The following is a 25,411-nucleotide window of genomic DNA, read 5'->3' as shown; positions in this document are numbered from 1 at the left end:
ATCGGGACACGTGACCGGACATACAAGCCGACGAAAAGCCGCGGACGGCCGGGGGAAGGGTGCGGGAAAGCCGCAGGAAAAGGCCCCAGGCAATACCGCTCAAACATCACTCTTCGCACATATGTGCGGCAACCAACCTTCGGCACCCCGCGTCTTCCCCGGGGACACCCCCTAGAGTGGGCCGGAAAAAACAGAACCACAGCAGAACGACAGCAGGGAGCGCGAGACGTGCGGCCAGTCGGCAGCAAGTACCTGCTCGAGGAGCCGCTCGGTCGCGGCGCCACGGGCACCGTCTGGCGTGCCCGCCAGCGGGAGACCGCCGGCGCGGAGGCAGCCGTCGCCGGGCAGCCCGGCGAGACCGTGGCCATCAAGGTCCTCAAGGAGGAGCTGGCCCAGGACGCGGACATCGTCATGCGCTTCCTGCGGGAGCGCTCCGTCCTGCTGCGCCTGACGCACCCCAACATCGTGCGCACGCGCGACCTCGTCGTCGAGGGTGATCTCCTCGCCCTCGTCATGGACCTGATCGACGGCCCGGACCTGCACAGGTACATCCGGCAGAACGGCCCGTTCACGCCGGTCGCCGCGAGCCTGCTGACCGCCCAGATCGCGGACGCGCTCGCCGCCAGCCACGCCGACGGGGTCGTCCACCGCGACCTGAAGCCCGCCAACGTCCTGCTCGACGAGCGCGGCGGCCAGATGAAGCCGATGCTCACCGACTTCGGCATCGCCCGCCTCGCGGACTCCCCGGGCCTGACCCGCACGCACGAGTTCGTCGGCACCCCCGCCTACGTCGCCCCCGAGTCCGCCGAGGGCCGCCCGCAGACCTCCGCCGTCGACATCTACGGCGCCGGCATCCTGCTCTACGAACTGGTCACCGGACGCCCGCCGTTCGCCGGCGGCACCGCCCTCGAAGTGCTCCACCGCCACCTCAGCGAGGAGCCGCAGCGCCCGCCGTCGCTGCCCGAGCCGCTCTGGACCGTTATCGAGCGCTGCCTGCGCAAGGAGCCGGGCGAGCGCCCCAGTGCCGAGAACCTGGCCCGCGGACTGCGTGTGGTCGCCTCCGGCATGGGCGTGCACAGCGCCCCCGCCGAGGTGGAGGCCGCCCTCGGTGTCGGCGCGCTGCTCGCGCCCGACCCCTCGCCCGCGCCGGTCCCCGAGACGCCGGACGCCGGTGCCGCCGACCCCACCCAGGTGCTGCCCGGCCGCGCCGGTGCGCCGATGGGCGCGTACGACCCGAACGCCATGACCAGCGTGCTCCCGCCGGTCGGCGCGGCCGACGCCACCTCGGTACTGCCCAGCACGGGCGGCCCCGGCGCGGACCCGACCTCGGTCATGCCCCCGGTGCAGCAGCCGGACGCGCCGCACCCGTGGCAGTCGCAGATGCGGGCCGCGCGCGACCGCAACGAGCAGACGCAGATGCACTACCTCGACCCGAGCGAGGACCCTCTGCGCCGGCGCCCGCAGCGGCAGGCGCCCCCGCAGCCGCAGCAGATGCCGCAGCAGCCCCCGCAGTACCGCCAGGGCCCGCCGCCGCAGCAATACCAGCAGCCGCCGCAGCGCCCCCAGCCGCAGCAGTACCAGCAGCCCCCGCAGCAGCCGTACTACCAGCCGCAGCCGCCGCAGCAGTATCAGCCGCCGCAGCAGCCCCAGTACCAGCAGCAGCCGCAGCGGCAGGCACCCCCGCAGCAGCCCCCGCAGGGTCCGCCGCCGCAGCAGCGCGCCCCCCGGGAGCCGCGCGAGCCGCGCCGCCGCAGCGCCAACCCGATCAAGATTCCGGGCCTGGGCTGCCTCAAGGGCTGCCTGGTCATGATCCTGCTGTTCGTCGTGGCGGGCTGGCTGGTCTGGGAGCTGACCCCGCTCCAGGAGTGGATCGGCACCGGCAAGGGCTGGTTCGACCAGCTGTGGACCTGGGGCTCCGACATCGTCGACTGGGTCGGCGCGATCGGCGACTCCACGGGCGGCGGCACGCCCTGAACCGGTCCCCCGTAGCGCCGACTTCGTGGATTTGTCGACTTCTGGGGCGTGATTTCGCCCCCAGAAGTGAAGGTCGCCGCGATCCGGGGCGTCCAACCCCCACCCGGCCGCGTAGCTTTGGTGCGTACGCCAGCCGCTGAGGGAGCAGTCGTGGCACGGAAGATCGGCAGCCGGTACACCGCGCACCAGATCCTGGGGCGCGGCAGCGCGGGAACGGTGTGGCTGGGCGAGGGGCCGGAAGGGCCCGTCGCCGTCAAACTGCTGCGCGAGGACCTCGCGTCCGACCAGGAGCTGGTCGGACGCTTCGTCCAGGAGCGCAGTGCGCTGCTCGGCCTGGACCACCCCCACGTCGTGTCCGTCCGCGACCTCGTCGTCGACGGCAACGACCTGGCCCTGGTCATGGACCTCGTACGCGGTACGGACCTGCGCACGCGCCTCGACCGGGAGCGTCGGCTCGCCCCCGAGGCGGCGGTGGCGATCGTCGCCGACGTCGCGGACGCGCTGGCGGCGGCGCACGCGGCCGGGGTCGTGCACCGCGACGTGAAGCCCGAGAACGTCCTGCTCGACATGCAGGGGCCGCTGGGGCCGGGCGGCTCGCATCCCGCGCTGCTGACCGACTTCGGTGTCGCCAAGCTGATCGACTCGCCGCGGCGGGCCGCCGCGGGACGGGCCACGGCCCCGACGACCCGGATCATCGGGACCCCGGACTACCTGGCGCCGGAGATCGTGGAGGGCCTGCCGCCGCGGGCGGCCGTGGACATATACGCCCTCGCGACCGTCCTGTACGAGCTGCTGGCCGGGTTCACCCCGTTCGGCGGGGGCCACCCGGGCGCGGTGCTGCGCCGGCACGTGACGGAGACCGTGGTCCCGCTCCCCGGCATCCCCGACGAGCTGTGGCAGCTCGTCGTGCAGTGCCTCGCGAAGGCCCCGGCATCCCGGCTGCGGGCCTCCGAGCTGTCGGCGCGGCTGCGGGACCTGCTGCCGCTGCTGGCCGGGATGCCGCCGCTGGACGTGGACGAGCCGGACGAGCCGGAGCCCGAACCCGCGTCGGCGGAGCCGCTGGAGGCCGACCCGGTCCGCCGCCGGGGGGTGGTCCCGCTGGTCCCGGGCTCCGCCACGGACTCGAACCGGGACACGCACACCTCGATGCGGGTGCCGGGACCGGACGAGCTGGCCGGGGGCGCGCTGGGCACGGCCCGGGTCCCGCGCCCGGCGGGCGGCCACCGGCCCGGCTCGGCACGCCACCGGGCGGACACGGTCCGCAAGCGCCGGCTGGCCCTGTCGGCGGCGGCCGTCGCCCTGGCCGCGGCGCTCGGCGTGGGCGGCTGGCTCGCCTCCTCGGGCGACGAGCCGCAGCCGCCCCAGAACGGCAAGCATTCGGCCCCGGTGAAGCCGAAGCCGAAGCCGTAGCCGCCGCCGGGCCGGGGCCGGGCCCTCGGACCGTCGAAGTGGCGGCCGCGCCGTACGGGCCCCCGGACCGGGGGCCCCGGGGCAGGGCCGCCGGCCGGAGCGGTCCGCAGGGCGGGGACCGGGGTTCCGCCGCCGGCGGGCTATGCCCCCGAGGCGACCAGTTCCGGGTGCCAGCGGCGGGCCACCGCCGGGTGCGCCCGGGTCCAGCCCTTGAGCTCGTTTCGCCCGTACTCGGCGTGCAGCGGGTTCGACGCGTCGTGCGCGACCCCCGGCGCCGAGCGCAGGTACTCGCCCGGGACCGTCTCCACCACCGCGTCCAGACGCGGGTTGTAGAAGAACGGCACCGAGTACCGCTCCACCGCCCCCGGCGGGCTGACCACCCGGTGGTCCGTGGCCACCAGGTAGCCCTCCGTCGCGATCTCCAGCAGCTCGCCCAGGTTGACCACGAACGCCCCCGGCATCGGCGGGATGTCCAGGAACCCGTCGCCCTGCCGCACCTGGAGGCCGCCCACCGAGTCCTGCAGCAGCAGCGTCAGGAAGCCGTAGTCCTTGTGGGCGCCGACCCCCTGGTCGGCGCCGGACGGGGCGGAGCCCGGGTAGCGGATCAGCTTCGTGTGCAGGTGCGGCCGGTCCGCGAACGCCGCGTCGAAGAAGTCGGAGGGGGCGCCGATCGAGGCCAGCAGCTCCTGGAGCAGGCGGTGGGCCACCGCGGCCAGCCGCGACTGCCACTCCAGTACGACCGGACGCAGCTCCGGCAGCGCCGCCGGCCACTGGTTCGGGCCCTCCAGCCACAGGTACGGCGGGTCGTCGGGCCCCACCACCGGCGCCGGCCGCTCGGCGCCGACGTCCAGCTGGTCGCGCCAGTCGGAGGCCCCGCCGGTCAGCTCGTGGCCGATGCGGGTGTAGCCGCGGAAGTGCGGCGAGTTCAGGTTGCTCACGGCAAGCCGGTCGGCTTCCGGGAGAGCGAAGAAAGCCCTGGTCAACTCAAGAATGCGGGCGGTCTCTGCATCGGTGATGCCGTGCCCGGTCAGGTGCAGGAAGCCGGTGTCCCGGGCTGCCGCGTGCAGCTTCTTCAGGAAGTCGGCCCGCTGGGTCGGCTTGTCGGCCTGGGAGAGGTCGATGACAGGGAGGGTGTGCGCGGACGGCATGACGGCTCCGTTTCGGATGTCACGGGGTCCTGTTCCCCAGAGGTGTCGGGGCAGCGGAGGGGAAGGCCGCCGGCAGGGATGGCGCCGGAGCCGTTTGGGCCGCGTACAGGACCAAGTCGGATCGGGGTGGATCAGGCTTGTGGGTGGTCCGGCGGCAGACAGCTCGTCGTCGTGACACGCATGTGGTCCACATGGCGGCGCTTGACGAGGAGGAGAGTCATACCGTGAGCGTACGCCCGTTCCCATATTGATCAGAACGGGTGAATCGGCCTGCCCGGACAGCGCCGCCCGCGGACCGGCTACGCTGGACCCGTGGCAGTCGTCGATGTTTCCGAAGAGCTGAAGTCCCTCTCCTCGACCATGGGGTCGATCGAGGCCGTCCTGGACCTCGACAAGCTGAGGGCAGAAATCGCCGTGCTTGAGGAGCAGGCCGCCGCGCCGTCCCTGTGGGACGACCCGGAGGCAGCCCAGAAGATCACGAGCAAGCTTTCGCACCTCCAGGCCGAGGTCCGCAAGACCGAGACCCTGCGCGGCCGTATCGACGACCTCGCGGTCCTCTTCGAGCTCGCCCAGGAGATGGAGGACGCGGACACCCTCGCCGAGGCCGAGGCCGAGCTGGTCTCCGTCCGCAAGGCGCTGGACGAGATGGAGGTCCGTACCCTGCTCTCCGGCGAGTACGCCGAGCGCGAGGCGCTGGTCAACATCCGCGCCGAGGCGGGAGGCGTCGACGCCTCCGACTTTGCCGAGCGCCTGCAGCGCATGTACCTGCGCTGGGCCGAGCGCCACGGCTACCCCACCGAGATCTACGAGACCTCGTACGCGGAAGAGGCCGGCATCAAGTCGACCACCTTCGTCGTCAAGGCCCCGTACGCCTACGGCACGCTCTCCGTCGAGCAGGGCACCCACCGCCTCGTGCGCATCTCGCCCTTCGACAACCAGGGCCGCCGCCAGACCTCCTTCGCGGGCGTCGAGGTGCTGCCGGTCGTCGAGACCAGCGACCACGTCGAGATCGACGAGACCGAGCTGCGCGTGGACGTGTACCGCGCCTCCGGCCCCGGCGGCCAGGGCGTCAACACGACCGACTCCGCGGTGCGCATCACGCACATCCCGACCGGCATCGTCGTCTCCTGCCAGAACGAGCGCTCGCAGATCCAGAACAAGGCCAGCGCCATGAACGTCCTCCAGGCCAAGCTGCTGGAGCGGCGCCGCCAGGAGGAGCAGGCCAGGATGGACGCCCTCAAGGACGGCGGCAGCTCCTGGGGCAACCAGATGCGCTCCTACGTCCTGCACCCGTACCAGATGGTCAAGGACCTGCGGACGGAGTTCGAGGTCGGCAACCCGCAGTCGGTGCTCGACGGCGAGATCGACGGCTTCCTGGAGGCCGGCATCCGCTGGCGCAAGCAGCAGGAGCAGACTGCGTAAGGCACGGATCACATGCCAAGGGCCCGGACACCCCGGGGGACGCCAAGCGTCCCCGTCAGGGGGGCGGGCCCTTCGCTTTCTTCCGCATGATCGGAACGTGGGGATGCTACGCCGTGTGCTGAGCCACCAGGGCCAGAGCTGCCACGAAAACCACCAGGAGCAAGATGAGCGCCATGGGGTTCAGGCCGGCGAAGGGGCCCTCCTGCCGGAGGCGCTCCCGATTGGCCCGGCACACCGGGCAGCGGCCCTGGCTGACGGGCGCGGCGCAGTTCGCGCACACGAGCCGGTCGTACGTCATGCGCTCTCCTCCTCTCGTCCCCTTGAACAACGCTTGAAGGAACGACTCCGTTCCCCTACCACTGTGCCAGCTCCCGCGACATTCGGCGCGGCCCGTCCGGGCAATCGAGGGTCTTCCCCTCCCGGACCAGGGGATATATCGGGCAACTCCGGACGCCGGGCCCCCACCCCGCGCCCGTTCGCGTATGGTCACGCACACCTACTCCCGGCGACCGTGGTGCACCCGTGATCCGATTCGACAACGTCTCCAAGTCCTACCCGAAGCAGAACCGTCCCGCACTCAGAGATGTCTCCCTCGACATCGCGAAGGGCGAGTTCGTCTTCCTGGTCGGCTCCTCCGGCTCCGGCAAGTCCACCTTCCTGCGGCTGGTCCTGCGCGAGGAGCGGGCGAGCCACGGCCAGGTCCACGTCCTCGGCAAGGACCTCGCCAAGCTCTCCAACTGGAAGGTCCCGCAGATGCGGCGACAGCTGGGGACCGTGTTCCAGGACTTCCGCCTCCTCCCCAACAAGACGGTGGCCGAAAACGTCGCCTTCGCCCAGGAGGTCATCGGCAAGCCGCGGGGCGAGATCCGCAAGGCCGTCCCCCAGGTCCTGGAGCTCGTGGGCCTCGGCGGCAAGGAGGACCGGATGCCCGGCGAGCTTTCCGGCGGTGAGCAGCAGCGCGTGGCCATCGCCCGTGCCTTCGTCAACCGGCCGGCCCTCCTGATCGCGGACGAGCCCACCGGCAACCTCGACCCGCAGACCTCGGTCGGCATCATGAAGCTGCTGGACCGGATCAACCGGACCGGCACCACCGTGATCATGGCCACGCACGACCAGCAGATCGTGGACCAGATGCGCAAGCGCGTCATCGAACTCGAACAGGGCCGACTCGTACGCGACCAGTCGCGCGGCGTCTACGGCTACCAGCACTGAAAGGCCCTTGAGACGTCATGCGCGCCCAGTTCGTCATGTCGGAGATCGGCGTCGGTCTCCGTCGCAATCTCACCATGACCTTCGCGGTCATCATCTCCGTGGCCCTGTCGCTCGCCCTGTTCGGCGGCTCCCTGCTCATGCGCGACCAGGTGAGCAAGATGAAGGGCTACTGGTACGACAAGGTCAACGTCTCGATCTACCTCTGCAACAAGAGCGACGCCGAGGACACCAGCGAGAGCGGGAGCAAGGCCTGCGCCAAGGGCGCGGTCACTCCCGAGCAGAAGCAGCAGATCGAGACCGACCTGAAGAAGATGGACCTCGTCGAAACGGTCCACTACGAGTCCTCCGACGAGGCCTACAAGCACTACAAGGAGCGCTTCGGGCACACCGCGCTCGCCTCGGTGATCACCCCGGACCAGATGCCCGACTCCTTCCGGGTGAAGCTCAAGCAGCCCGAGAAGTACAAGGTCATCACCACGGCCTTCGCGGGCCGCGACGGCGTCCAGTCGGTCGCCGACCAGCACACCGAGCTCGACAACCTCTTCCAGATGCTCGGCTATCTCAACTGGGCCGCCCTCGGCATCATGCTGATCATGCTGATCGTGGCCCTGCTGCTGATCGTCAACACCGTGCGCGTCTCCGCCTTCAGCCGCAGGCGCGAGACCGGGATCATGCGGCTGGTCGGCGCGTCCAGCTTCTACATCCAGGTCCCGTTCATCATGGAGGCCGCCTTCGCGGGCCTCATCGGCGCCGTGTTCGCCTGCGGCATGCTCGGCGCCGGCCAGTACTTCGTCATCGACCACGGCGCCTCGCTGCGCACCAAGATGGAGCTGATCAACTTCATCGGCTGGGACTCCGTCCTGACCAAGCTGCCGCTGGTGCTGGTCATCGGTGTGCTGATGCCCTCGCTGGCCGCCTTCATCGCATTGCGCAAGTACCTGAAGGTGTGACAAGCGCCCCGTGTGAGGTCCGTTCAACCTGCCGTGTCCTCACGGGGGTTGTCCTAGACTCGGCGCCATGCTGGGCTTGCGGGGTATTCCCGCCTTCTGTCTCCGGCCCCGCGACCTAGGTCGCGGGGCCGCTTTGACGTTGGCCTTCATCGCCGCCGTCGGCGCCGCGGCGGGCGCCGGCTGCTGGGACCGCGCGGACGCCGTGAGCGCCGCCGGCGGCGGGTTAACGGCCGCCGGCACGCACACCCCCGAGGCCGGACCCGAGGCGCCCCGCGCGGCGGGCACCGCCGACCGCGAGGCCGTCGCCCGCGCCGCGGCCGCGGCCGTCGCCGAGGGAAAGTCCGGCAAGAACGCCGCCCAGGAAGTGGTCAGCCGCAGCGGCGACCGCTGGGGCATGGTCTACGACCAGGGCGAGTACGCCGCGTTCACCGACGAGCTCGACGGCCGCTGGACCGGCGTCGGGCTCTGGACCGAGCGCCGCCGGGACGGCCGCATCGATGTCGACAAGGTCCAGCCCGGCAGCCCGGCCGCCCGGGCCGGCCTGCGCGCCGGGGACCGGCTGCTGAGCATCGACGGCCACGCCGTCACCGGCCTGCGCGTCGGCGACGTGGTCGCCCTGCTGCGCGGCGACGCCGGCACCCCCGTCGTCCTGCGCCTCACCCGGGACGGCGCCGATCTCACCGAGACCCTGCACCGCGAGCAGCTGCACACCGATCCCGTGACCGTACGGCAGCTCGCGGGCGGGATCACCGTCATCAAGGTCGCCTCCTTCACCCGCGGCTCGGGCGAACAGGTCCGGGCCGCCGTCCGCGCGGCCCCGCCCGGCGCCGGCTTCATGCTCGACCTGCGCGGCAACCCGGGCGGCCTGGTCACGGAGGCCGTGACGGCCGCCTCCGCCTTCCTGGACGGCGGGCTGGTGGCCACGTACGACGTACGGGGCGCCCAGCGCGCCCTGTACGCGAGTCCGGGCGGGGACACCGCGAGACCCCTGGTGACGCTGGTCGACGGCGGCACGATGAGCGCGGCGGAGCTGGTCACGGGCGCCCTCCAGGACCGCGGCCGCGCGGTGGCGGTCGGCACGAGGACCTTCGGGAAGGGCTCGGTGCAGATGCCGACAGAGCTCCCGGACGGCTCGGTGGCGGAGCTGACGGTGGGCACGTACCGCACCCCGGCGGGCCGCAGCCTCGACGGCAGCGGCATCACCCCGGACCTCGCGGCGGGCGACGGCGCCGAGGAACGGGCGCGCACGGTATTGGGTGGCCTCGGGGTGGGTCCGTAGTGCGAAAATGACCGCACTATGGCTAAGGAAAAAGGGCGCAAGCTGATCGCCCAGAACAAGAAGGCGCGGCACGACTACACGATCCTCGACACCTACGAGTGCGGCATCGTGCTCACCGGCACCGAGGTCAAGTCCCTGCGCCAGGGCCGTGCCTCGCTGGTGGACGGCTTCGTGTCGGTGGAGAGCGGCGAGGCCTGGCTCTACAACGTGCACGTGCCGGAGTACAGCCAGGGCACCTGGACCAACCACAGTGCCCGCCGCAAGCGCAAGCTCCTCCTGCACCGCGAGGAGATCGACAAGCTGGACTCGAAGACCGGCGAGACGGGCAACACGATCGTGCCGCTCTCGCTGTACTTCAAGGACGGCCGGGCGAAGGTCGAGATCGCGCTGGCGAAGGGCAAGAAGGAGTACGACAAGCGCCAGGCCCTGCGTGAGAAGCAGGACACGCGCGAGACGAACCGGGTGATCTCGGCCGTGAAGCGCAAGGAGCGCGGTCAGCTGTAATCTCCTGGCATCCCGTGGTCCACTTCGCGTACCATGGCGTCAGCACCGCCCCCCGGGGCGGAGCACCTTGTTAAAAAAACATGGGGATGATCGGTTTCGACAGCGGATGTCGATGCAGGGGAAGCGAGCCGAGGAAGCGGCAATGATCTCGCTAACCACATGTCGCAAAAAATAATCGCCAACTCCAAGAGCGATAACTCCCGCTTCACCCTCGCTGCCTAATAACAGTGAGCTGAAGCCTCTGTGAGGAGCGTCAGCCCGGAAGTGGTCCCGGTCCGGATCCTGGCGTCAATGAGGGATCTAAACCTCTAGCCCCGGTCACGGGGGTTGGAGGGAAATCAAACAGTGACTGAGCCCGTCGGAGACTTGTCCGTGTGATCTCCGGGGCCGAGAAAAGCGCAGCGGACTGCGCTCGGAGAAGCCCTGCTTCTGCACCGTTGGACGCGGGTTCGATTCCCGCCATCTCCACTCATCCCATGTGGGCGAAGGCCCCGCAGCCTCCAGGCTGCGGGGCCTTTGTCGTGCCGAAGCCTCCGGCGGGCCAGGGAATGGCGATACTCTGCAATCGGACTGCCGCTGACGAGCGGGCGAGCCGCACAATACGGAGGAGGGCAGGTATGACCACCGCTGCCATGGGCGAACCGGGTGTCCCGCCCATGCCGGAGAGGAGCCCGCGGGCCCTACGTGAAGCCATCGCCCAACATGCCCCGCAGTTGCTTCCGGACTTTGACGCGCATTGGAAGCGGGACATCGCTGACGCGTACGACATCGCACCTGTCCCGGCGTTCATGGCCCGATGGTGGGGCGAGTACGCCATCGCCCGCGACCCACTGTTGGATCAAGAAGTGCGCCGCCTGGAGGACGGGGCCGCAGAGGCGACCGACATAGGCCGCGCGAAGGCACTCCTCGAACAGGCCGGGCACCTCCGGCGCGGCGCGCGCCAGGTGGAGCCCGGTCAGTGACGGACGGCTTCATGGGGCCACCCTGGCAAGCGGACTGGGTGGAGGCGGCGTCGAACTATCGCGACGCCCTCCCCGAAGAGGTGCGAAAGAATATCCAAGAGGGCATGGCCGAACTGGTCACCGCCAGGAATCCGTACGTCCCGCAGGACGAATTCCCGGACGGCTTCCACCTGGAACCCGCCCGGTCCAGCCGCCCGAAGGGCCCACACATCCTGTCCTTCGACCGTGGGCGGGGCTGGCTGCGATTCACCTTCGTACGCCGAGTCGAAGACCCGCAGATCGTCGTGGAGGAGATCTTCTGGCAGTGAGGCGGACTCACTGCGGGAGTTTCCGGGAGGGTCGGGTCCCCGCTGCGCCGACGGCGAGGGCCAGGACGGCTGCCGCGGCCGGGAGGGCGTAGGGGGTCGTCGGGCCCAGGGCGTCGATCAGGGTGCCTGCCGTGGCCGAGCCCAGGGAGATGCCCGCGAAGATGGCCGTCACCGCCAGGGTCATGCCCTCGTTGAGGCGGCCCTCCGGGGTGACCGCGTGGATGCGGGACATCGCCGTGACCATCGTCGGGGCCGTGGCCATGCCCGCCAGGAGCAGGGCGAGGGCCAGGAGGGCGAGCGAGCCGGTCGAGGCGGCCGCCCAGGGGAGGGCCATCGCGACGGACAGGGTGATCAGGCAGGTCCGCAGGCTGCGCGGGCGCAGGCTCCCGTAGAGCAGGCCGGCCGCGCAGGAGCCGGCCGCCTGGAGCGCCAGGACCGCGCCGGTGGCGGCGCCCAGGCCGTGGGAGTCCAGCTGGGCGATCGAGGTGACCTCCAGCGAGCCGAACAGCAGGCCCAGGGGGAGGAAGAGCGCCAGGAACGGGGCGACCGCACGGAGCGGCGAGCTGCCGTGGCGGGGCGCCGACACCGGGGGCTCCGTGGCGCGCCGGGACGTGAACAGCAGCATGCCGGTGAGCAGGAGGGCGGCCGCCGTGAGGGTGCCGGCCTCCGGGAAGACGGCCGAGCACAGGAACGCCGCCACCACCGGGCCGAGCATGAAGCAGAGCTCGTCCGCGGCCTGCTCGAACGACATCGCCGTGTGGTGCGCGGCGGGGGAGTCGCGCAGCAGGTGGGTCCAGCGGGCCCGGGACATGCCGCCGATGTTGGGGCTGGTCGCGGTGGCCGCGTAGGAGGCGAACAGGGTCCAGGCGGGGGCGTGCATACGGACGCAGAGGACCAGGGAGAGCGAGCCGAGCACCGCGATCAGCGTCGCCGGGACGGCGATCCGGGCCTGGCCGTACCGGTCGACCAGGCGGGCGGTCCTCGGCCCGGCCAGCGCGGTGGCGGCCAGCCCGGTGGCGGTGACCGCGCCGGCGAGGGCGTACGAGCCGCGCTGGCCGGCGATCATCATGACCGCGCTGATGCCGAACATGCCCGTGGGGAGGCGGGCGATGAGGTTCCCGGCGGTGAAGGCGCGGGTGCCGGGGATGGCGAACAGGCGCCCGTACGGGCCCGGTGCGCGGGCCGCCCGCCGATGCGTAGCGGGGGCAATGACGAGGGTCGAGCCGGTCACGGCCATCAGTGGGGCGGAAGTGGTCTGCGGCATGCTCCAAGGCTCCGGCGCGGGGTCCGTCCGAGTCCAACACCTGTTCCGGGGCCATTCACCCGCTTCCGTTGTTAGTCTCCTCGGGTGAATCCCCGTGATGTGGAACCCCGGCTGCTGCGCGGGTTCGTCGCCGTGGCCGAGGAGCTGCACTTCACCCGCGCCGCCGCCCGGCTGTACGTCGCCCAGCAGGCACTGAGCCGGGATGTGCGGAAGCTCGAAGGGGCCCTGGGCGCGGGGCTGTTCGTACGCACGACCCGGGCCGTCGAGCTGACCGCCGACGGGGAGCGGCTGCTGCCCCTGGCGCGGCGGGTGCTGGCCGCGCACGAGGAGCTCGCCGCCGCCTTCGCCGGCCCGCGGGCCCTGCTCGTCGACCTGAACACCGACGGGCCGAGCACCGCCCGCACGGTGCTGGAGCGGGCCCGGGAACTCGCCCCGGACTGCGAGCTGATGGCCCGCTTCGAGAGCGGGCTGACCCACGCCGCCGCCGAGGTTGCCGCCGGGCGCCTCGACGTGTCCTTCGGGTACGCCGACGGGCTGGATCCGGCGCTGCGGGCCCGCCTCGCGCACCGGCCCGTACGGTACGAACCGCTCGCGGTGCTGCTGCCGGAGGGGCATCCGCTGGCCGCGCGGCCCGCGGTACCGCTGGACGCGCTGGCGGGGGAGACCGTGTACGCGGGGGCCGGCAATCCGCGCACCCTGGAGTGGACCGGGCTCGCCCGCGAGCTGTTCGCCGGGCGCGGGATCGCGCTGGCGCCGCCCGCGCCCGTGGCCGTGGGGAAGGAGGAGTTCAGCCGGGTCATGGCCAAGACCCGCAATCCGGTGCTGGTGACCGTGGACTTCCTCGACATGCCCGGGTGCGTGAAGCGGCCGCTCGTGGACCCGTTGCCGCTGTCCCCGCTGTCGATGGTGTGGCGGAAGGGTTTCGGCCACCCCGGGCTCGACGCACTGCACCAGGCGGCGGCCGTGCTCGCCGCCGAGCACGGCTGGCTGGACGCGCCCCCCGCGAGCTGGCGCCCCGCCGCGCTCACAGGCGCCCGCGGCAGCGGGTGAGTGCAAGGTTTCCCGCCGGTCATCCGGCGGGGACCGGGGCCGAAACGCGCCGTTCCTACGGTCGTCACCACGGACGCGACATGTGGAGGCGTGTGATGACCGGTACGACCGCACCGCGCAAGGGGGGCCGCTGGATCGAGCGGTGGGAACCCGAGGACGAGACGTTCTGGAAGGAGTCGGGGGAGCGCATCGCCCGCCGGAACCTGCTCTATTCCGTGCTCTCCGAGCACATCGGGTTCTCCATCTGGTCCCTGTGGTCGGTGATGGTGCTCTTCATGGGCCCCGCGTACGGGATCGACCCGGCCGGGAAGTTCTTCCTCATCGCGACGGCGACGTTCGTGGGCGCCCTCGTCCGGGTGCCGTACACCTTCGCCGTCGCCCGCTTCGGCGGCCGGAACTGGACCGTCGTCAGCGCGCTGCTCCTGCTCGCACCCACTGTGGCCGCACTCGTCGTCATGGAGCCCGGGACCTCGTACGGGACCTTCCTGGCCGTCGCCGCACTGACGGGCGTGGGCGGCGGGAACTTCGCCTCGTCCATGACCAACATCAACGCTTTCTTCCCGCTGCGCAAGAAGGGCTGGGCGCTCGGCCTGAACGCGGGCGGCGGCAACATCGGCGTGCCCGTGGTGCAGCTCGTCGCCCTGCTGGTCATCGGGACCGCCGGGGCCGGGCACCCGAGGCTGCTGCTGGCCGTCTACCTGCCGCTGATCGTGGCCGCGGCCGCGCTGGCCCTGCTGCGGATGGACAACCTGGCGCCCGTACGCAACGACACCGGCGCCGTCCGCGAGGCGGTCCGGGAGGCCCACACCTGGATCATGGCGTTCCTGTACATCGGCACCTTCGGGTCCTTCATCGGCTACAGCTTCGCCTTCGGACTCGTGCTTCAGACGCAGTTCGGCCGCACTCCGCTCCAGGCCGCCTCGTTCACCTTCGTCGGACCGCTGCTCGGCTCGCTGATCCGGCCCGTCGGCGGCGCCCTCGCGGACCGGTTCGGCGGGGCAAAGATCACCCTCGCGACCTTCGTGGCGATGGCCGCCGCGACCGGGATCGTCGTCTACGCCTCGGGCCAGAAGTCGCTGGCCGTCTTCCTCGTCGGATTCGTGGCGCTGTTCGCGCTGAGCGGGCTCGGCAACGGCTCCACGTACAAGATGATCCCCGGCATCTTCCAGGCCAAGGCACTGGCACGGGGCATGAGCGGCGAGGACGCGGCCGCGTACGGACGCCGGCTGTCCGGGGCCTCCATGGGACTCATCGGCGCGGTCGGCGCGCTCGGCGGACTCGGCATCAACCTGGCCTTCCGGGAGGCGTTCTCGACCTCCGGGTCCGGGACGGCCGCCTTCGTCACCTTCCTCGGCTTCTACGCGGTGTGCTGCGCGGTGACCTGGGCGGTATACCTTCGCCGGCCCGCCGCCGCGGTGCTCCCGACGGCCGGGACCGAGGCGAAGCCGCAGCTCACTTCGGTGTAACGGCGGTTTACGGCCACGAAATACGGCGGAACCGAGCCTGACACGCCGACTTGACAGGCTCGGTTCCGTTCACGCGACGCGTGAGCGCGCGATGTGATACCGACCCACTGGGCAAGGCAGGTCACCATGGACGACACGCACACCGGCACCGCCCCGACGGCGGGCCCGCTGGCGGGATTCACCGTGGGAGTCACCGCAGCCCGGCGGGCGGACGAGCTGATCGCCCTGCTGCGTCGGCGGGGCGCCACCGTCCTGCACGCCCCGGCCCTGCGGATCGTGCCGCTGGCCGACGACAGCGAACTGCTCGCCGCCACGAAGGAACTGATCCACTGCGCGCCCGACACGGTGGTCGCCACCACCGCCATCGGATTCCGCGGGTGGATCGAGGCCGCCGACGGGTGGGGGATCGGCGAGGAGCTGCTGGCGCGGCTGCGGGCCACCGAACTGCTGGCGCGCGGCCCGAAGGTGAAGGGCGCCGTCCGCGCCGCCGGGCTGGTGGAGACCTGGTCCCCGCAGTCGGAGTCCCTCGCCGAGGTACTCGACCGGATGCTCGCCGCCGGCGTCGCCGGCCGGCGCATCGCGCTCCAGCTGCACGGGGAACCGCTGCCCGGGTTCGTCGAGGCGCTGCGGGCCGGCGGCGCCGAGGTGGTCGTGGTCCCGGTGTACCGGTGGATGGCCCCGGAGGACCTCGGGCCGCTGGACCGGCTGCTGGACGCGGTGGCCTGCGGCACGATCGACGCGGTGAGCTTCACCTCGGCCCCGGCGGCGGCCTCGCTGCTGTCCCGGGCGCAGCAGCGGGGGATGCGGGAGGCGGTGCTGGCGGGGCTGCGGGGAGACGTGCTGTCGGCGTGCGTGGGGCCGGTGACGGCGCTTCCGCTGCAGGCGCACGGGGTGGACACCGTGCAGCCGGAGCGGTTCCGGCTGGGCCCGCTGGTGCAGTTGCTGTGCCAGGAGCTGCCGGGGCGGGCCCGGGTGCTGCCGGTGGCGGGGCACCGGGTGGAGATCCGGGGGCACGCGGTGCTGGTGGACGCGGAGCTGCGGCCGGTGCCGCCGGCGGGCATGGCCCTGCTGCGGGCGCTGGCCCGCAGGCCGGGGTGGGTGGTGGCGCGGCCGGAGCTGCTGCGGGCGCTGCCGGGGGCGGGGCGGGACGAGCACGCCGTGGAGACGGCGATGGCGCGGCTGCGGGGGGCGCTGGGCGTGCCGAATCTCATTCACACGGTGGTGAAGAGGGGGTACCGGCTGGCGCTGGACGCCGGTGAGTGCACGCCGGTGGCCTGACCGGCCTGCGGCCGCGCCTGTGGGGCTCCGCCCCCGCGCCCCGCGCGCCCTGGCCGGCGCGGCCGGACGGGCGGGCGGCCGCGCGGGCGGGTGCGGCGCCGTCGCCGGGGCTCCCCCGGCTACCGCTGGGGGTACCCCCGGCGCCTCGAACGCCGGCGGGGCCGGATGTGGCCGACGGGGCCGGATGTGGCCGATTCGGCCGGACGCGGCCGACCGGGCTGGAATGATGTGCGCATGATCATTGACGGGGTGGAGATGCGGGGCGTCGAGGTCGGGGACGCCGCCGGGCTGGCCGACGTACTGACGCGGAACCGGGCGTACATGGCGCCGTTCGAGCCGTGGCGGTCCGAGGTGTTCTTCACCAAGGAGGGGCAGGCCGCCCGCATCGAGGCGCTGCTCGCCGAGCGCGACGGCGGGCGCCTCGCGCCTTACGTGCTCGTCGAGACCGGTACCGGCGCGCCCATCGGGATGATCAACCTCGGCAGCATCTCCCTCGGGCCCTTCCGCAGCGGCGGCGTCGGCTACTGGGTCGACCAGGCCTGGACGGGCAAGGGGGTGGCCACCGCCGCCCTGGAGGAGGTCTGCCGGATCGCCCGCGACGACCTCGGCCTGCACCGCGTGAAGGCCGGGACGCTGGTCGACAATGCGGCCTCCCGGCGCGTCCTCGCGAAGGCCGGATTCGAGCAGTACGGGCTCGCCCCCGGCTACCTCCACATCAACGGCGCCTGGCGCGACCACTGCCTGTTCCAGCGCCTCCTCCACGACGACCCGCCGCTCTAGCCAAGTGCTGGCCCCCGTACGGGGGGTTCCGCATCGGGTCGCCGCGCGGCACTCTGAGAGGCACGCGCGCCCCTAGGCAAGAGGCGGTGACGGGCATGTGGTTCGACTCCGGGCGGGTCTGCCTGGACCTGGTGGCCACCTTCGCCGCCCCCGCGGGCGCCGAGGAGATCCGGGACGGCGACGAGCTGCGGCTGTGGCTCGCCGGAGCCGGGCTCGTGCCCGACCGGACGCCGATCGCCCGGGTGGGCCCCGACTGGGTCGAGGCCTTCCAGGTGCTGCGCGCCGACCTGGGCAGCCTCGTACGGGCCGAGCTCGCCGGGGCAGGCCTCGACGAGGGCGCGCTCGCCCGGGTCAACGCGCTGGCCGCCGGTCCACCCCCGGGACTGTGTGCCGTACAGGACCAGGAGGGTCGTCTCGTACGCGAGCTGTGCGGCGGCGTGGAGTGCGGTGCGCTGCTGGCCGCCGTCGCCCGGGACGCCGTGGAAATGCTCACCGACCCCGGGGAGCGGGCCCTGCTGCGCTCCTGCGAGGGGGACGGCTGCACCAGGGTCTACCTGGACACTTCGCGCGGCCACCGGCGGCGCTGGTGCTCCAGCGAGCTGTGCGGCAACCGCGAACGGGTCGCCCGGCACCGCCGCAGGGCCCTCGCGGCGCGCCCCGCGTAGTGATCTTCGCCCGGTCATCGGAACGGGCGTGCGGACCGGGTCCGGATTCGCGTACGGTTGACGGTCGCCCATGCACGTCAGAAGGGGGCCTTGGTGGCCGCGCAGAATGCCGCTGTCGACAGCACGGCGGATTCCGTCCGCGATCGGGAGATCGCGGTCGAGCAGACGCATCTGGACCAGGTGTACCGCCGCCTCGAAGAGAAGATCGACGAGGCCGAGTTCCTGATGAACGACGCGGCCAAGCGCGGTCAGGTCGGCACGCCCGGCGCGCTCGCCGAGCGCGACGCACAGGTCTTCCGGGCGGGCATCCACCTGAACCGGCTGAACAACGAGTTCGAGGACTTCCTCTTCGGCCGCATCGACCTGGTCCTCGGCAAGGACGGGGAGCGCGGGCCGGACGGCGCGTACACCTCCGTCGAGCCCGCCGACGACGCGATCCGCGAGGACCTCACCGCCGACATCGCCGAGACGCTCCACATCGGGCGCATCGGCGTGCTCGACGCCGACTACGCGCCGCTGGTCATCGACTGGCGCGCGCCGGCCGCCGCGCCGTTCTACCGGTCCACGCCCAAGGACCCCGGCCGCGTCGTGCGGCGCCGCGTCATCCGCTCCAAGGGCCGCAAGGTGCTCGGCGTCGAGGACGACCTGATGCGCCCCGAGATCACCGCGTTCCTCGACGGCCGCGAGCTGCCGGCCATCGGCGACGGCGCCCTGATGGCCGCGCTCGGACGGGCCCGTACGCACTCGATGCGGGACATCGTCTCCTCCATCCAGGCCGAGCAGGACATGGTGATCCGGGCGCCCGCCGCCTCGGTCGCCGAGGTCGCGGGCGGGCCGGGCACCGGCAAGACCGCCGTCGCCCTGCACCGCGCCGCCTACCTGCTCTACCAGGACCGGCGCCGCTACTCCGGCGGCATCCTGATCGTCTCGCCGACCCCGCTGCTCGTCGCGTACACCGAGGGTGTGCTGCCCTCCCTCGGCGAGGAGGGCCAGGTCGCCATCCGGGCGCTCGGCTCGCTGGTCGACGGCGCCGAGGCGACGACGTACGACGAACCGGCCGTGGCCCGGATCAAGGGCTCCTCGCGCATGCGCAAGGTGCTCCACAAGGCCGTACGGGGCGCACTGGAGCTCGGCGGCGGCGGTGGCGGCGCCCCCGAGCGGCTTCGGGTCGTGGCCTTCGGGCGGCGCCAGGAGCTGGAGGCCGACGAGCTGAACCGGATCCGGCAGAACGTGCTCAGCGGCACCGCGCCGGTGAACCTGCTGCGCCCGCGCGCCCGCAAGCTGCTCCTCGACGCCCTGTACGCGCGCTCCGGCGGCGCCGGCCGGCACAGCGATCCTGAACTGGCCGCCGAGCTGCGCTCCGCGTTCGACGAGGACATCTCCACCGAGGACGCGTTCATCGACTTCCTGAACGCCTGGTGGCCCGAGCTGACCCCGCGCGGCGTACTTGCCGCGATGGCCGACGAGCGCAGGCTCGGGCGCTGGTCGCGGCGGGTCCTGAACCCGCGCGAGACCCGCCAGCTGGCGCGCTCGCTGCGCAGGGTGGGCCCGGACGGCAAGGGTCCGCTGTCAGTGCACGACGTGGCGCTGCTGGACGAGCTCCAGCTGCTGCTCGGCGCGCCGGCCCGGCCCAGGCGCAAGCGGCAGCTGGACCCGCTCGACCAGCTCAGCGGGCTGGAGGAGCTGATGCCGACCCGCGAGGAGACCCAGTGGGAGCGGGCGGAGCGGATCGCGGCGGAGCGCACCGAGTACGCGCACGTGATCGTGGACGAGGCGCAGGACCTGACGCCGATGCAGTGGCGGATGGTGGGCCGCCGCGGCCGCCACGGCACCTGGACGGTGGTCGGGGACCCGGCGCAGTCCTCGTGGACGGACCCGGAGGAGGCCGCGGCGGCGCGTGACGAGGCCCTGGGGTCCCGGCCTCGCCGGCGGTTCACGCTGACGGTGAACTACCGCAACCCGGCGGAGGTCGCGGAGGTCGCGGCCCGGGTGCTGCGGCTGGCGATGCCGGGCATGGAGCCGCCGACGGCGGTCCGCTCCACGGGCCTGGAGCCCCGCTTCACGGCCGCGGACGGCGGTCTGGGCCCGGCGGTCCGGGAGGAGACGCGCAGGCTGCTGGAGCAGGTGGACGGCACGGTCGGCGTCGTCGTGGCCATGGACCGGCGCGCGGAGGCCGCGGGCTGGCTGGCGGACCTGGGGGAGCGGGCCGTGGCGCTCGGCAGCCTCGAAGCCAAGGGCCTGGAGTACGACGCCACGGTGGTCGTCTCCCCGGCGGAGATCGCGGACGAGTCCCCGGCGGGCCTGCGGGTCCTGTACGTGGCCCTGACCCGCGCGACGCAGCAGCTGACGGTGGTGTGCGCCGACCGGGACGAGCCCGACGCGGACGGCGTCCCCGCGCTGCTGCGGCCGTAGGGCCCGGCCTGCCCGGTTCCGTACGGCCGGATGGCCCGCAGCCACCGGCGTGGTGAGACGAGGTCAACCCCTTGGAGGGGGATCGCTTCCGGCGATCCTTTGTTAGCCTGGGTACGGCACCGGCTCGATCCAAGCCCCCGGGCCCAACCTTCGTCGCTTAGAGCGACCACTTGCCGCGAGGCGAGCATGGCGGGTCGGTGTCATAGACGTTCTTACAGGTCCGCGCCCCTCGGGTATCGAGGGGCGCGGACCTTTTTCATGAGGGCTACGCTTCCCCACGCCTGATCTATCTCGTATGGTGGAAGTGTCTTTCCGAAATTTGTAGCTGGTTACCTTGTACTGGCTGGTAGGTGGGACGATCGGACAACAGGTCCTGCTGCGCCTGGCGTGTGGCAGGGCCCTGTGTGGAAAAAAACCAGGGACAGAAGAGGAACACGGCCATGGCAACGGCGCCCAGCGTCTCGTACTCGATGACGGTCCGCCTGGAAGTGCCCGCGAGCGGAACCGCGGTCTCCCAGCTCACCACCGCCGTGGAGTCTTCCGGTGGGTCGGTCACCGGCCTCGACGTGACCGCCTCCGGCCACGAGAAGCTCCGCATCGACGTCACCATCGCCGCGACCTCCACCGCGCACGCCGACGAGATCGTCGGCAAGCTCCGTGGGATCGAGGGCGTCAGCCTCGGCAAGGTCTCCGACCGAACCTTCCTGATGCACCTCGGCGGCAAGATCGAGATGGCGTCCAAGCACCCCATCCGCAACCGCGACGACCTCTCGATGATCTACACCCCGGGCGTCGCCCGCGTGTGCATGGCCATCGCAGAGAACCCCGAGGACGCCCGCCGCCTCACCATCAAGCGCAACTCCGTCGCAGTCGTGACGGACGGCTCCGCCGTACTGGGCCTGGGCAACATCGGCCCGAAGGCCGCGCTGCCCGTCATGGAGGGCAAGGCGGCCCTCTTCAAGCGCTTCGCGGGCATCGACGCGTGGCCCATCTGCCTGGACACCCAGGACACCGACCAGATCGTCGAGATCGTCCGCGCCATCGCCCCGGGCTTCGCCGGCATCAACCTCGAAGACATCTCCGCGCCGCGCTGCTTCGAGATCGAGGCCCGCCTGCGCGAGGCCCTCGACATCCCCGTCTTCCACGACGACCAGCACGGCACCGCCATCGTCGTCCTCGCCGCCCTCACCAACGCACTTCGCGTGGTGGGCAAGGCAGTTGGGGACGTCAAGGTCGTCATGTCGGGTGCCGGCGCAGCCGGTACCGCCATCCTGAAGCTGCTCCTCGCGGCCGGTGTGAAGAACGTCGTCAGCGCCGACATCCACGGTGTCGTGCACGCGGACCGCCCCGACCTCGTCGACGCGGCCGCCGACTCCCCGCTGCGCTGGATCGCGGAGAACACCAACCCCGAGGGCTACACGGGCACCTTGAAGGAGGCCGTGGTCGGCGCCGACGTGTTCATCGGCGTCTCCGCCCCCAACGTGCTGTCCGGCGAGGACGTCGCCGCCATGGCGGAGGGCGCGATCGTGTTCGCGCTCGCGAACCCGGACCCCGAGGTGGACCCGGCCATCGCCCGTCAGACCGCCGCCGTCGTGGCCACCGGCCGCTCCGACTTCCCCAACCAGATCAACAACGTGCTGGTCTTCCCGGGTGTCTTCCGCGGTCTGCTGGACGCCCAGTCCCGCACGGTGAACACGGACATGATGCTGGCCGCCGCGAGCGCGCTGGCGGACGTCGTCGGCGAGGACGAGCTCAACGCGAACTACATCATCCCGTCGGTGTTCAACGACAAGGTGGCCGGCGCGGTCGCCGGAGCCGTCCGCAAGGCCGCCTCGGCGATCTGACACGGAGCCTGACGCAGGGTCCGGTGCCGCGGTCCGGCGCCGGGCCCGACGCGGGTCCGCCGCCGGGGTCCGGAACCCGGTCCGGGGCCGGCCCGACGGCCGCTGTGACGGCCCTCACGGCTTCCCCGTCCCGGCGCGTCGCGAGATGCGGGTCCGACGGGCCGCCTCTAGGGTTGCGGGGATGCCCGCGAGGTCCGCGGTCCGCATCCACCGAGTGCGGACGGAGCGTCACCGCGGCGTGACTGTGGCGCTTTTCGTGTGACCCTGGCGGGTGCCGGATTGGCTTTCCCGCCGCTGGTGGGGGCAGGATGCGTAACCGGGCGAGAGGGTCTGACGTTCAGACCCGGGTCCGGGGACTGTCCGAGGACCCTGGCAGCATCGGCTTCGATCTCACGCCTCTAAGGCAAGTTGAACACGGGAGTACAACATGAACCGCAGTGAGCTGGTGGCCGCTCTGTCCGAGCGCGCCGAGGTGACCCGCAAGGACGCCGACGCCGTTCTGGCCGCGCTCGCCGAGACCGTCGGCGAGATTGTCGCCAAGGGCGACGAGAAGGTCACCATCCCCGGCTTCCTGACCTTCGAGCGCACCCACCGTGCCGCTCGCACCGCGCGCAACCCGCAGACCGGCGACCCCATCCAGATCCCGGCCGGCTTCAGCGTGAAGGTCTCCGCGGGCTCCAAGCTCAAGGAAGCCGCCAAGGGCAAGTAGTCCGCCCTTGTGCCGAGGGCCGCACAGGCCCTCGGGACGGCAGCAGTACGCAGAGAACGCCGAAGGGCGGCCACCCGGGTGGGTGGCCGCCCTTCGGCCTGTCCAGGGCCCCCTGGAGGGCCTTGGCGGGGCCGGCGGGCGCCGCCCTCGGGGGCGCCCGCCGGGGAAACGCCTCAGACGAGGTCGCCGCCCGGGAGTTCGACCTTCGCTCCCAGCTCCACGAGCTTCTCCATGAAGTTCTCGTAGCCGCGGTTGATGAGGTCGATGCCGTGGACCCGCGAGGTGCCCTCGGCCGCGAGCGCCGCGATCAGGTACGAGAACCCGCCGCGCAGGTCGGGGATGACCAGGTCGGCGCCCTGGAGCTTGGTCGGGCCGGAGACGACCGCCGAGTGCAGGAAGTTGCGCTGCCCGAAACGGCAGGCGCTGCCGCCCAGGCACTCCCGGTACAGCTGGATGTGTGCACCCATCTGGTTGAGGGCCGAAGTGAAGCCCAGCCGCGACTCGTAGACCGTCTCGTGGACGATCGAGAGGCCCGTGGCCTGGGTGAGGGCCACCACCAGCGGCTGCTGCCAGTCGGTCTGGAAACCGGGGTGCACGTCCGTCTCCAGCGCGATCGCGTTGAGCGGGCCGCCCGGGTGCCAGAAGCGGATGCCCTCGTCGTCGATCTCGAACGCGCCGCCGACGCGGCGGTACGTGTTCAGGAAGGTCATCATCGAGCGCTGCTGGGCGCCGCGCACGTAGATGTTGCCGCCGGTCGCCAGCGCCGCGGAAGCCCAGGAGGCGGCCTCCAGGCGGTCCGGGAGCGCCTTGTGGTTGTAGCCGCCGAGGCGGTCGACACCGGTGATCCGGATGGTCCGGTCGGTGTCCATGGAGATGATGGCGCCCATCTTCTGCAGAACGCAGATGAGGTCCTCGATCTCCGGCTCCACCGCGGCGTTGCTGAGCTCGGTGACGCCCTCGGCCAGGACGGCCGTCAGCAGCACCTGTTCGGTCGAGCCGACCGAGGGGTAGGGCAGGCGGATCTTGCAGCCGCGAAGGCGCTGCGGGGCCTCCAGGTACTGGCCGCCCTCGCGCTTCTCGATGGTCGCGCCGAACTGGCGGAGCACGTCGAAGTGGAAGTCGATCGGCCGGCCGCCGATGTCGCAGCCGCCGAGGCCCGGGATGAAGGCGTGGCCGAGGCGGTGCAGCAGCGGGCCGCAGAACAGGATCGGGATGCGCGACGAGCCCGCGTGCGCGTCGATGTCCGCGACGTTCGCGCTCTCGACGTGCGTCGGGTCGAGCACGAGCTCACCCGGCTCCTCGCCGGGGCGGACGGTCACCCCGTGCAGCTGGAGCAGCCCGCGCACGACCCGGACGTCGCGGATGTCGGGAACGTTGCGCAGCCGACTGGGTCCGCTGCCGAGCAGAGCGGCGACCATGGCCTTGGGCACGAGGTTCTTCGCACCGCGGACACGGATCTCGCCCTCAAGCGGGGTACCGCCATGGACAAGCAGTACGTCGTCTCTGTCTGTGCCGGTCATGAATCTCGCGTTCCGGAGAGGGGCTCCCCCGGCGAAGCCAGAGGAGGGTGGGCAGGGGGCCAGGGAAAAGGGTAAGGGGCACCACCCCCTTGTTCGTAAGGCTGACGCGGCCATCGGACTGTCATAAATCGGCCACAACACCCACCGTGCCCGCCCCGTGGCGGAGTGTGGCATTCCGCCCCTGTCCCCGGCCCCTTCGGTGCCGCGCGCTCCTTCCTGCTGCCGTGCGCCCTGGGCCGTGTGAGATCCGATGCGTCCGCCCGCTCCCCCTCAAGCGCGAATGTGCGAGATCATGTCGGCATGACCGAGGTGTCCTCCCTCACAGGGCGGCTGCTCGTGGCCACCCCCGCCCTCGCGGACCCGAACTTCGACCGCGCGGTGGTGCTCCTGCTCGACCACGACGAGCAGGGCTCGCTCGGCGTGGTCCTCAACCGGCCCACCCCCGTGGGCGTCGGCGACATCCTGCTGCCCTGGGCGACCCTGGCCGGTGATCCGGGGGTCGTCTTCCAGGGCGGTCCGGTGGGCCTGGACTCGGCCCTCGGGGTGGCGGTCATCCCGGGCGAGGAGGGGCCGCTCGGATGGCGCCGCGTGTACGGGGCGATCGGCCTGGTCGACCTGGAGGCGCCGCCGGAGCTGCTGGCCGCGGCGCTCGGCTCGCTGCGGATCTTCGCCGGCTACTCGGGCTGGGGTCCGGGCCAGCTGGAGGTGGAGCTGGGCGACGGCGCCTGGTACGTCGTGGAGTCGGAGCCGGGGGACGTGTCCTTCCCGGATCCCGAACGGCTGTGGCGTGCGGTGCTGCGCCGCCAGCGCAACGAGCTCGCCATGGTCGCCACCTATCCGGACGACCCGTCGCTCAACTGACCCGCGCACGGGTCGGTACCCTGGCTTTTATGAGCACTCTTGAGCCCGAGCGCGGGACTGGTACGGGGACCCTCGTAGAGCCGACGCCGCAGGTGTCCCACGGCGACGGCGACCACGAGCGCTTCGCCCACTACGTCCAGAAGGACAAGATCATGGAGAGCGCGCTCGGCGGGACCCCCGTCGTCGCGCTCTGCGGCAAGGTCTGGGTGCCGGGCCGGGACCCGAAGAAGTACCCGGTCTGCCCCATGTGCAAGGAGATCTACGAGTCCATGGGCCCCGGCGGGGACAAGGACAAGGGCGGCAAGGACAAGTAGTCCGGCCCCGTTCCCGGCAGGACCGGGGCCGGACGTGGGCCCCCCGACGCACCGCGTGCGTCCGGGGGCCCTCGCCGTG

General features: G+C 72.0%; 23 protein-coding genes and 1 other RNA gene. 20 read left to right on the top strand and 4 right to left on the bottom strand.

Annotated features, from left to right (window positions below; translation table 11 throughout):
• Positions 1-228: 228 nt before the first annotated feature.
• Positions 229-1,974: a serine/threonine-protein kinase gene (locus ABTY04_RS22085; protein WP_352215063.1), complete on the top strand. Its 1,746-nt coding sequence runs from the start codon at positions 229-231 to the stop codon at positions 1,972-1,974.
• Between the two features lie 150 nt (positions 1,975-2,124).
• Positions 2,125-3,384, top strand: coding sequence for a serine/threonine-protein kinase (locus tag ABTY04_RS22080; protein WP_352215062.1), 1,260 nt, complete (start codon positions 2,125-2,127; stop codon positions 3,382-3,384).
• 140 nt (positions 3,385-3,524) lie between these two features.
• Here ABTY04_RS22080 and ABTY04_RS22075 read toward each other — a convergent pair whose 3' ends face one another.
• Positions 3,525-4,532, bottom strand: coding sequence for an isopenicillin N synthase family dioxygenase (locus tag ABTY04_RS22075; protein WP_352215061.1), 1,008 nt, complete (start codon positions 4,530-4,532; stop codon positions 3,525-3,527).
• Positions 4,533-4,844: 312 nt separating this feature from the next.
• On the opposite strand from ABTY04_RS22075, the gene prfB reads away from it, so the two are divergent.
• Positions 4,845-5,954, top strand: coding sequence for a peptide chain release factor 2 (prfB, locus tag ABTY04_RS22070; protein ID WP_352215060.1), 1,110 nt, complete (start codon positions 4,845-4,847; stop codon positions 5,952-5,954).
• A gap of 106 nt (positions 5,955-6,060) precedes the next feature.
• Here prfB and ABTY04_RS22065 read toward each other — a convergent pair whose 3' ends face one another.
• Positions 6,061-6,252 carry a hypothetical protein gene (locus tag ABTY04_RS22065; RefSeq protein WP_352215059.1) on the bottom strand — a complete coding sequence of 64 codons (192 nt, stop codon included), beginning with the start codon at positions 6,250-6,252 and terminating at the stop codon, positions 6,061-6,063.
• A 224-nt stretch (positions 6,253-6,476) separates the two neighbouring features.
• Here ABTY04_RS22065 and ftsE point away from each other — a divergent pair, with 224 nt between their 5' ends.
• The 7 genes from ftsE to ABTY04_RS22030 all read left to right on the top strand — a co-directional run bounded on the left by ftsE (position 6,477) and on the right by ABTY04_RS22030 (position 11,169).
• The gene (gene ftsE, locus ABTY04_RS22060; protein ID WP_030161344.1) at positions 6,477-7,166 is read left to right on the top strand and encodes a cell division ATP-binding protein FtsE; all 690 of its coding nucleotides are present in this window, start codon (positions 6,477-6,479) and stop codon (positions 7,164-7,166) included.
• A gap of 17 nt (positions 7,167-7,183) precedes the next feature.
• On the top strand, positions 7,184-8,116 hold the full coding sequence (gene ftsX / locus ABTY04_RS22055) for a permease-like cell division protein FtsX (RefSeq protein ID WP_352215058.1): 933 nt from the start codon (positions 7,184-7,186) through the stop codon (positions 8,114-8,116).
• Positions 8,117-8,183: 67 nt separating this feature from the next.
• Entirely contained in the window at positions 8,184-9,395 is a 1,212-nt protein-coding gene (locus ABTY04_RS22050) for a S41 family peptidase (protein WP_352215057.1), read from the top strand.
• A gap of 18 nt (positions 9,396-9,413) precedes the next feature.
• The gene (gene smpB, locus ABTY04_RS22045; protein WP_352215056.1) at positions 9,414-9,899 is read left to right on the top strand and encodes an SsrA-binding protein SmpB; all 486 of its coding nucleotides are present in this window, start codon (positions 9,414-9,416) and stop codon (positions 9,897-9,899) included.
• Positions 9,900-9,981: 82 nt separating this feature from the next.
• Positions 9,982-10,370: a transfer-messenger RNA gene (ssrA, locus tag ABTY04_RS22040) on the top strand.
• Positions 10,371-10,516: 146 nt separating this feature from the next.
• Entirely contained in the window at positions 10,517-10,861 is a 345-nt protein-coding gene (locus ABTY04_RS22035; RefSeq protein ID WP_352215055.1) for a hypothetical protein, read from the top strand.
• On the top strand, positions 10,858-11,169 hold the full coding sequence (locus ABTY04_RS22030) for a hypothetical protein (protein WP_352215054.1): 312 nt from the start codon (positions 10,858-10,860) through the stop codon (positions 11,167-11,169). Before ABTY04_RS22035 ends, ABTY04_RS22030 begins: the two co-directional genes overlap by 4 nt.
• A gap of 7 nt (positions 11,170-11,176) precedes the next feature.
• Here ABTY04_RS22030 and ABTY04_RS22025 read toward each other — a convergent pair whose 3' ends face one another.
• The gene (locus ABTY04_RS22025; protein ID WP_352215053.1) at positions 11,177-12,433 is read right to left on the bottom strand and encodes an MFS transporter; all 1,257 of its coding nucleotides are present in this window, start codon (positions 12,431-12,433) and stop codon (positions 11,177-11,179) included.
• An 84-nt stretch (positions 12,434-12,517) separates the two neighbouring features.
• Here ABTY04_RS22025 and ABTY04_RS22020 point away from each other — a divergent pair, with 84 nt between their 5' ends.
• From ABTY04_RS22020 to ABTY04_RS21985, 8 genes are all read left to right on the top strand, one after another.
• Positions 12,518-13,483: a LysR family transcriptional regulator gene (locus tag ABTY04_RS22020; RefSeq protein ID WP_352215052.1), complete on the top strand. Its 966-nt coding sequence runs from the start codon at positions 12,518-12,520 to the stop codon at positions 13,481-13,483.
• A gap of 95 nt (positions 13,484-13,578) precedes the next feature.
• Positions 13,579-14,949 carry a nitrate/nitrite transporter gene (locus ABTY04_RS22015; protein WP_352215051.1) on the top strand — a complete coding sequence of 457 codons (1,371 nt, stop codon included), beginning with the start codon at positions 13,579-13,581 and terminating at the stop codon, positions 14,947-14,949.
• A gap of 126 nt (positions 14,950-15,075) precedes the next feature.
• The gene (locus tag ABTY04_RS22010; protein WP_352215050.1) at positions 15,076-16,227 is read left to right on the top strand and encodes a uroporphyrinogen-III synthase; all 1,152 of its coding nucleotides are present in this window, start codon (positions 15,076-15,078) and stop codon (positions 16,225-16,227) included.
• A gap of 234 nt (positions 16,228-16,461) precedes the next feature.
• On the top strand, positions 16,462-17,007 hold the full coding sequence (locus ABTY04_RS22005; protein ID WP_352215049.1) for a GNAT family N-acetyltransferase: 546 nt from the start codon (positions 16,462-16,464) through the stop codon (positions 17,005-17,007).
• A gap of 95 nt (positions 17,008-17,102) precedes the next feature.
• Positions 17,103-17,672, top strand: coding sequence for a CGNR zinc finger domain-containing protein (locus ABTY04_RS22000; RefSeq protein ID WP_352215084.1), 570 nt, complete (start codon positions 17,103-17,105; stop codon positions 17,670-17,672).
• A 93-nt stretch (positions 17,673-17,765) separates the two neighbouring features.
• Positions 17,766-20,084, top strand: coding sequence for a HelD family protein (locus ABTY04_RS21995; RefSeq protein ID WP_352215048.1), 2,319 nt, complete (start codon positions 17,766-17,768; stop codon positions 20,082-20,084).
• 440 nt (positions 20,085-20,524) lie between these two features.
• Positions 20,525-21,928 carry an NAD-dependent malic enzyme gene (locus ABTY04_RS21990; protein ID WP_352215047.1) on the top strand — a complete coding sequence of 468 codons (1,404 nt, stop codon included), beginning with the start codon at positions 20,525-20,527 and terminating at the stop codon, positions 21,926-21,928.
• A gap of 427 nt (positions 21,929-22,355) precedes the next feature.
• Positions 22,356-22,637: an HU family DNA-binding protein gene (locus ABTY04_RS21985; protein WP_030161324.1), complete on the top strand. Its 282-nt coding sequence runs from the start codon at positions 22,356-22,358 to the stop codon at positions 22,635-22,637.
• 173 nt (positions 22,638-22,810) lie between these two features.
• On the opposite strand, the gene murA is transcribed toward ABTY04_RS21985, so the two are convergent.
• Positions 22,811-24,157, bottom strand: coding sequence for a UDP-N-acetylglucosamine 1-carboxyvinyltransferase (gene murA, locus ABTY04_RS21980; RefSeq protein ID WP_352215046.1), 1,347 nt, complete (start codon positions 24,155-24,157; stop codon positions 22,811-22,813).
• Positions 24,158-24,457: 300 nt separating this feature from the next.
• On the opposite strand from murA, the gene ABTY04_RS21975 reads away from it, so the two are divergent.
• Together ABTY04_RS21975 and ABTY04_RS21970 are read left to right on the top strand one after the other, a co-directional pair.
• The gene (locus ABTY04_RS21975; RefSeq protein WP_352215045.1) at positions 24,458-25,018 is read left to right on the top strand and encodes a YqgE/AlgH family protein; all 561 of its coding nucleotides are present in this window, start codon (positions 24,458-24,460) and stop codon (positions 25,016-25,018) included.
• Between the two features lie 29 nt (positions 25,019-25,047).
• On the top strand, positions 25,048-25,332 hold the full coding sequence (locus ABTY04_RS21970; RefSeq protein ID WP_030161320.1) for a DUF3039 domain-containing protein: 285 nt from the start codon (positions 25,048-25,050) through the stop codon (positions 25,330-25,332).
• Positions 25,333-25,411: the final 79 nt, after the last annotated feature.

The sequence above is a fragment of the Streptomyces sp. NPDC097981 genome (assembly GCF_040302565.1).
GTDB lineage: Bacteria > Actinomycetota > Actinomycetes > Streptomycetales > Streptomycetaceae > Streptomyces.
This window is presented reverse-complemented; position numbering and strand designations above follow the sequence as displayed.

Coding starts and splice junctions, on each gene's coding strand:
- ABTY04_RS21990 (WP_352215047.1), top strand. CDS start 20,525: ATGGCAACGGCGCCCAGCGTCTCGTACTCGATGACGGTCCGCCTGGAA.
- ABTY04_RS21975 (WP_352215045.1), top strand. CDS start 24,458: ATGACCGAGGTGTCCTCCCTCACAGGGCGGCTGCTCGTGGCCACCCCC.
- ABTY04_RS22050 (WP_352215057.1), top strand. CDS start 8,184: ATGCTGGGCTTGCGGGGTATTCCCGCCTTCTGTCTCCGGCCCCGCGAC.
- ABTY04_RS22015 (WP_352215051.1), top strand. CDS start 13,579: ATGACCGGTACGACCGCACCGCGCAAGGGGGGCCGCTGGATCGAGCGG.
- ABTY04_RS21985 (WP_030161324.1), top strand. CDS start 22,356: ATGAACCGCAGTGAGCTGGTGGCCGCTCTGTCCGAGCGCGCCGAGGTG.
- ABTY04_RS22005 (WP_352215049.1), top strand. CDS start 16,462: ATGATCATTGACGGGGTGGAGATGCGGGGCGTCGAGGTCGGGGACGCC.
- ABTY04_RS22075 (WP_352215061.1), bottom strand. CDS start 4,532: ATGCCGTCCGCGCACACCCTCCCTGTCATCGACCTCTCCCAGGCCGAC.
- ABTY04_RS22065 (WP_352215059.1), bottom strand. CDS start 6,252: ATGACGTACGACCGGCTCGTGTGCGCGAACTGCGCCGCGCCCGTCAGC.
- ABTY04_RS22035 (WP_352215055.1), top strand. CDS start 10,517: ATGACCACCGCTGCCATGGGCGAACCGGGTGTCCCGCCCATGCCGGAG.
- ABTY04_RS22010 (WP_352215050.1), top strand. CDS start 15,076: ATGGACGACACGCACACCGGCACCGCCCCGACGGCGGGCCCGCTGGCG.
- murA (WP_352215046.1), bottom strand. CDS start 24,157: ATGACCGGCACAGACAGAGACGACGTACTGCTTGTCCATGGCGGTACC.
- ftsX (WP_352215058.1), top strand. CDS start 7,184: ATGCGCGCCCAGTTCGTCATGTCGGAGATCGGCGTCGGTCTCCGTCGC.
- ABTY04_RS21970 (WP_030161320.1), top strand. CDS start 25,048: ATGAGCACTCTTGAGCCCGAGCGCGGGACTGGTACGGGGACCCTCGTA.
- ABTY04_RS22025 (WP_352215053.1), bottom strand. CDS start 12,433: ATGCCGCAGACCACTTCCGCCCCACTGATGGCCGTGACCGGCTCGACC.
- ABTY04_RS22000 (WP_352215084.1), top strand. CDS start 17,103: ATGTGGTTCGACTCCGGGCGGGTCTGCCTGGACCTGGTGGCCACCTTC.
- smpB (WP_352215056.1), top strand. CDS start 9,414: ATGGCTAAGGAAAAAGGGCGCAAGCTGATCGCCCAGAACAAGAAGGCG.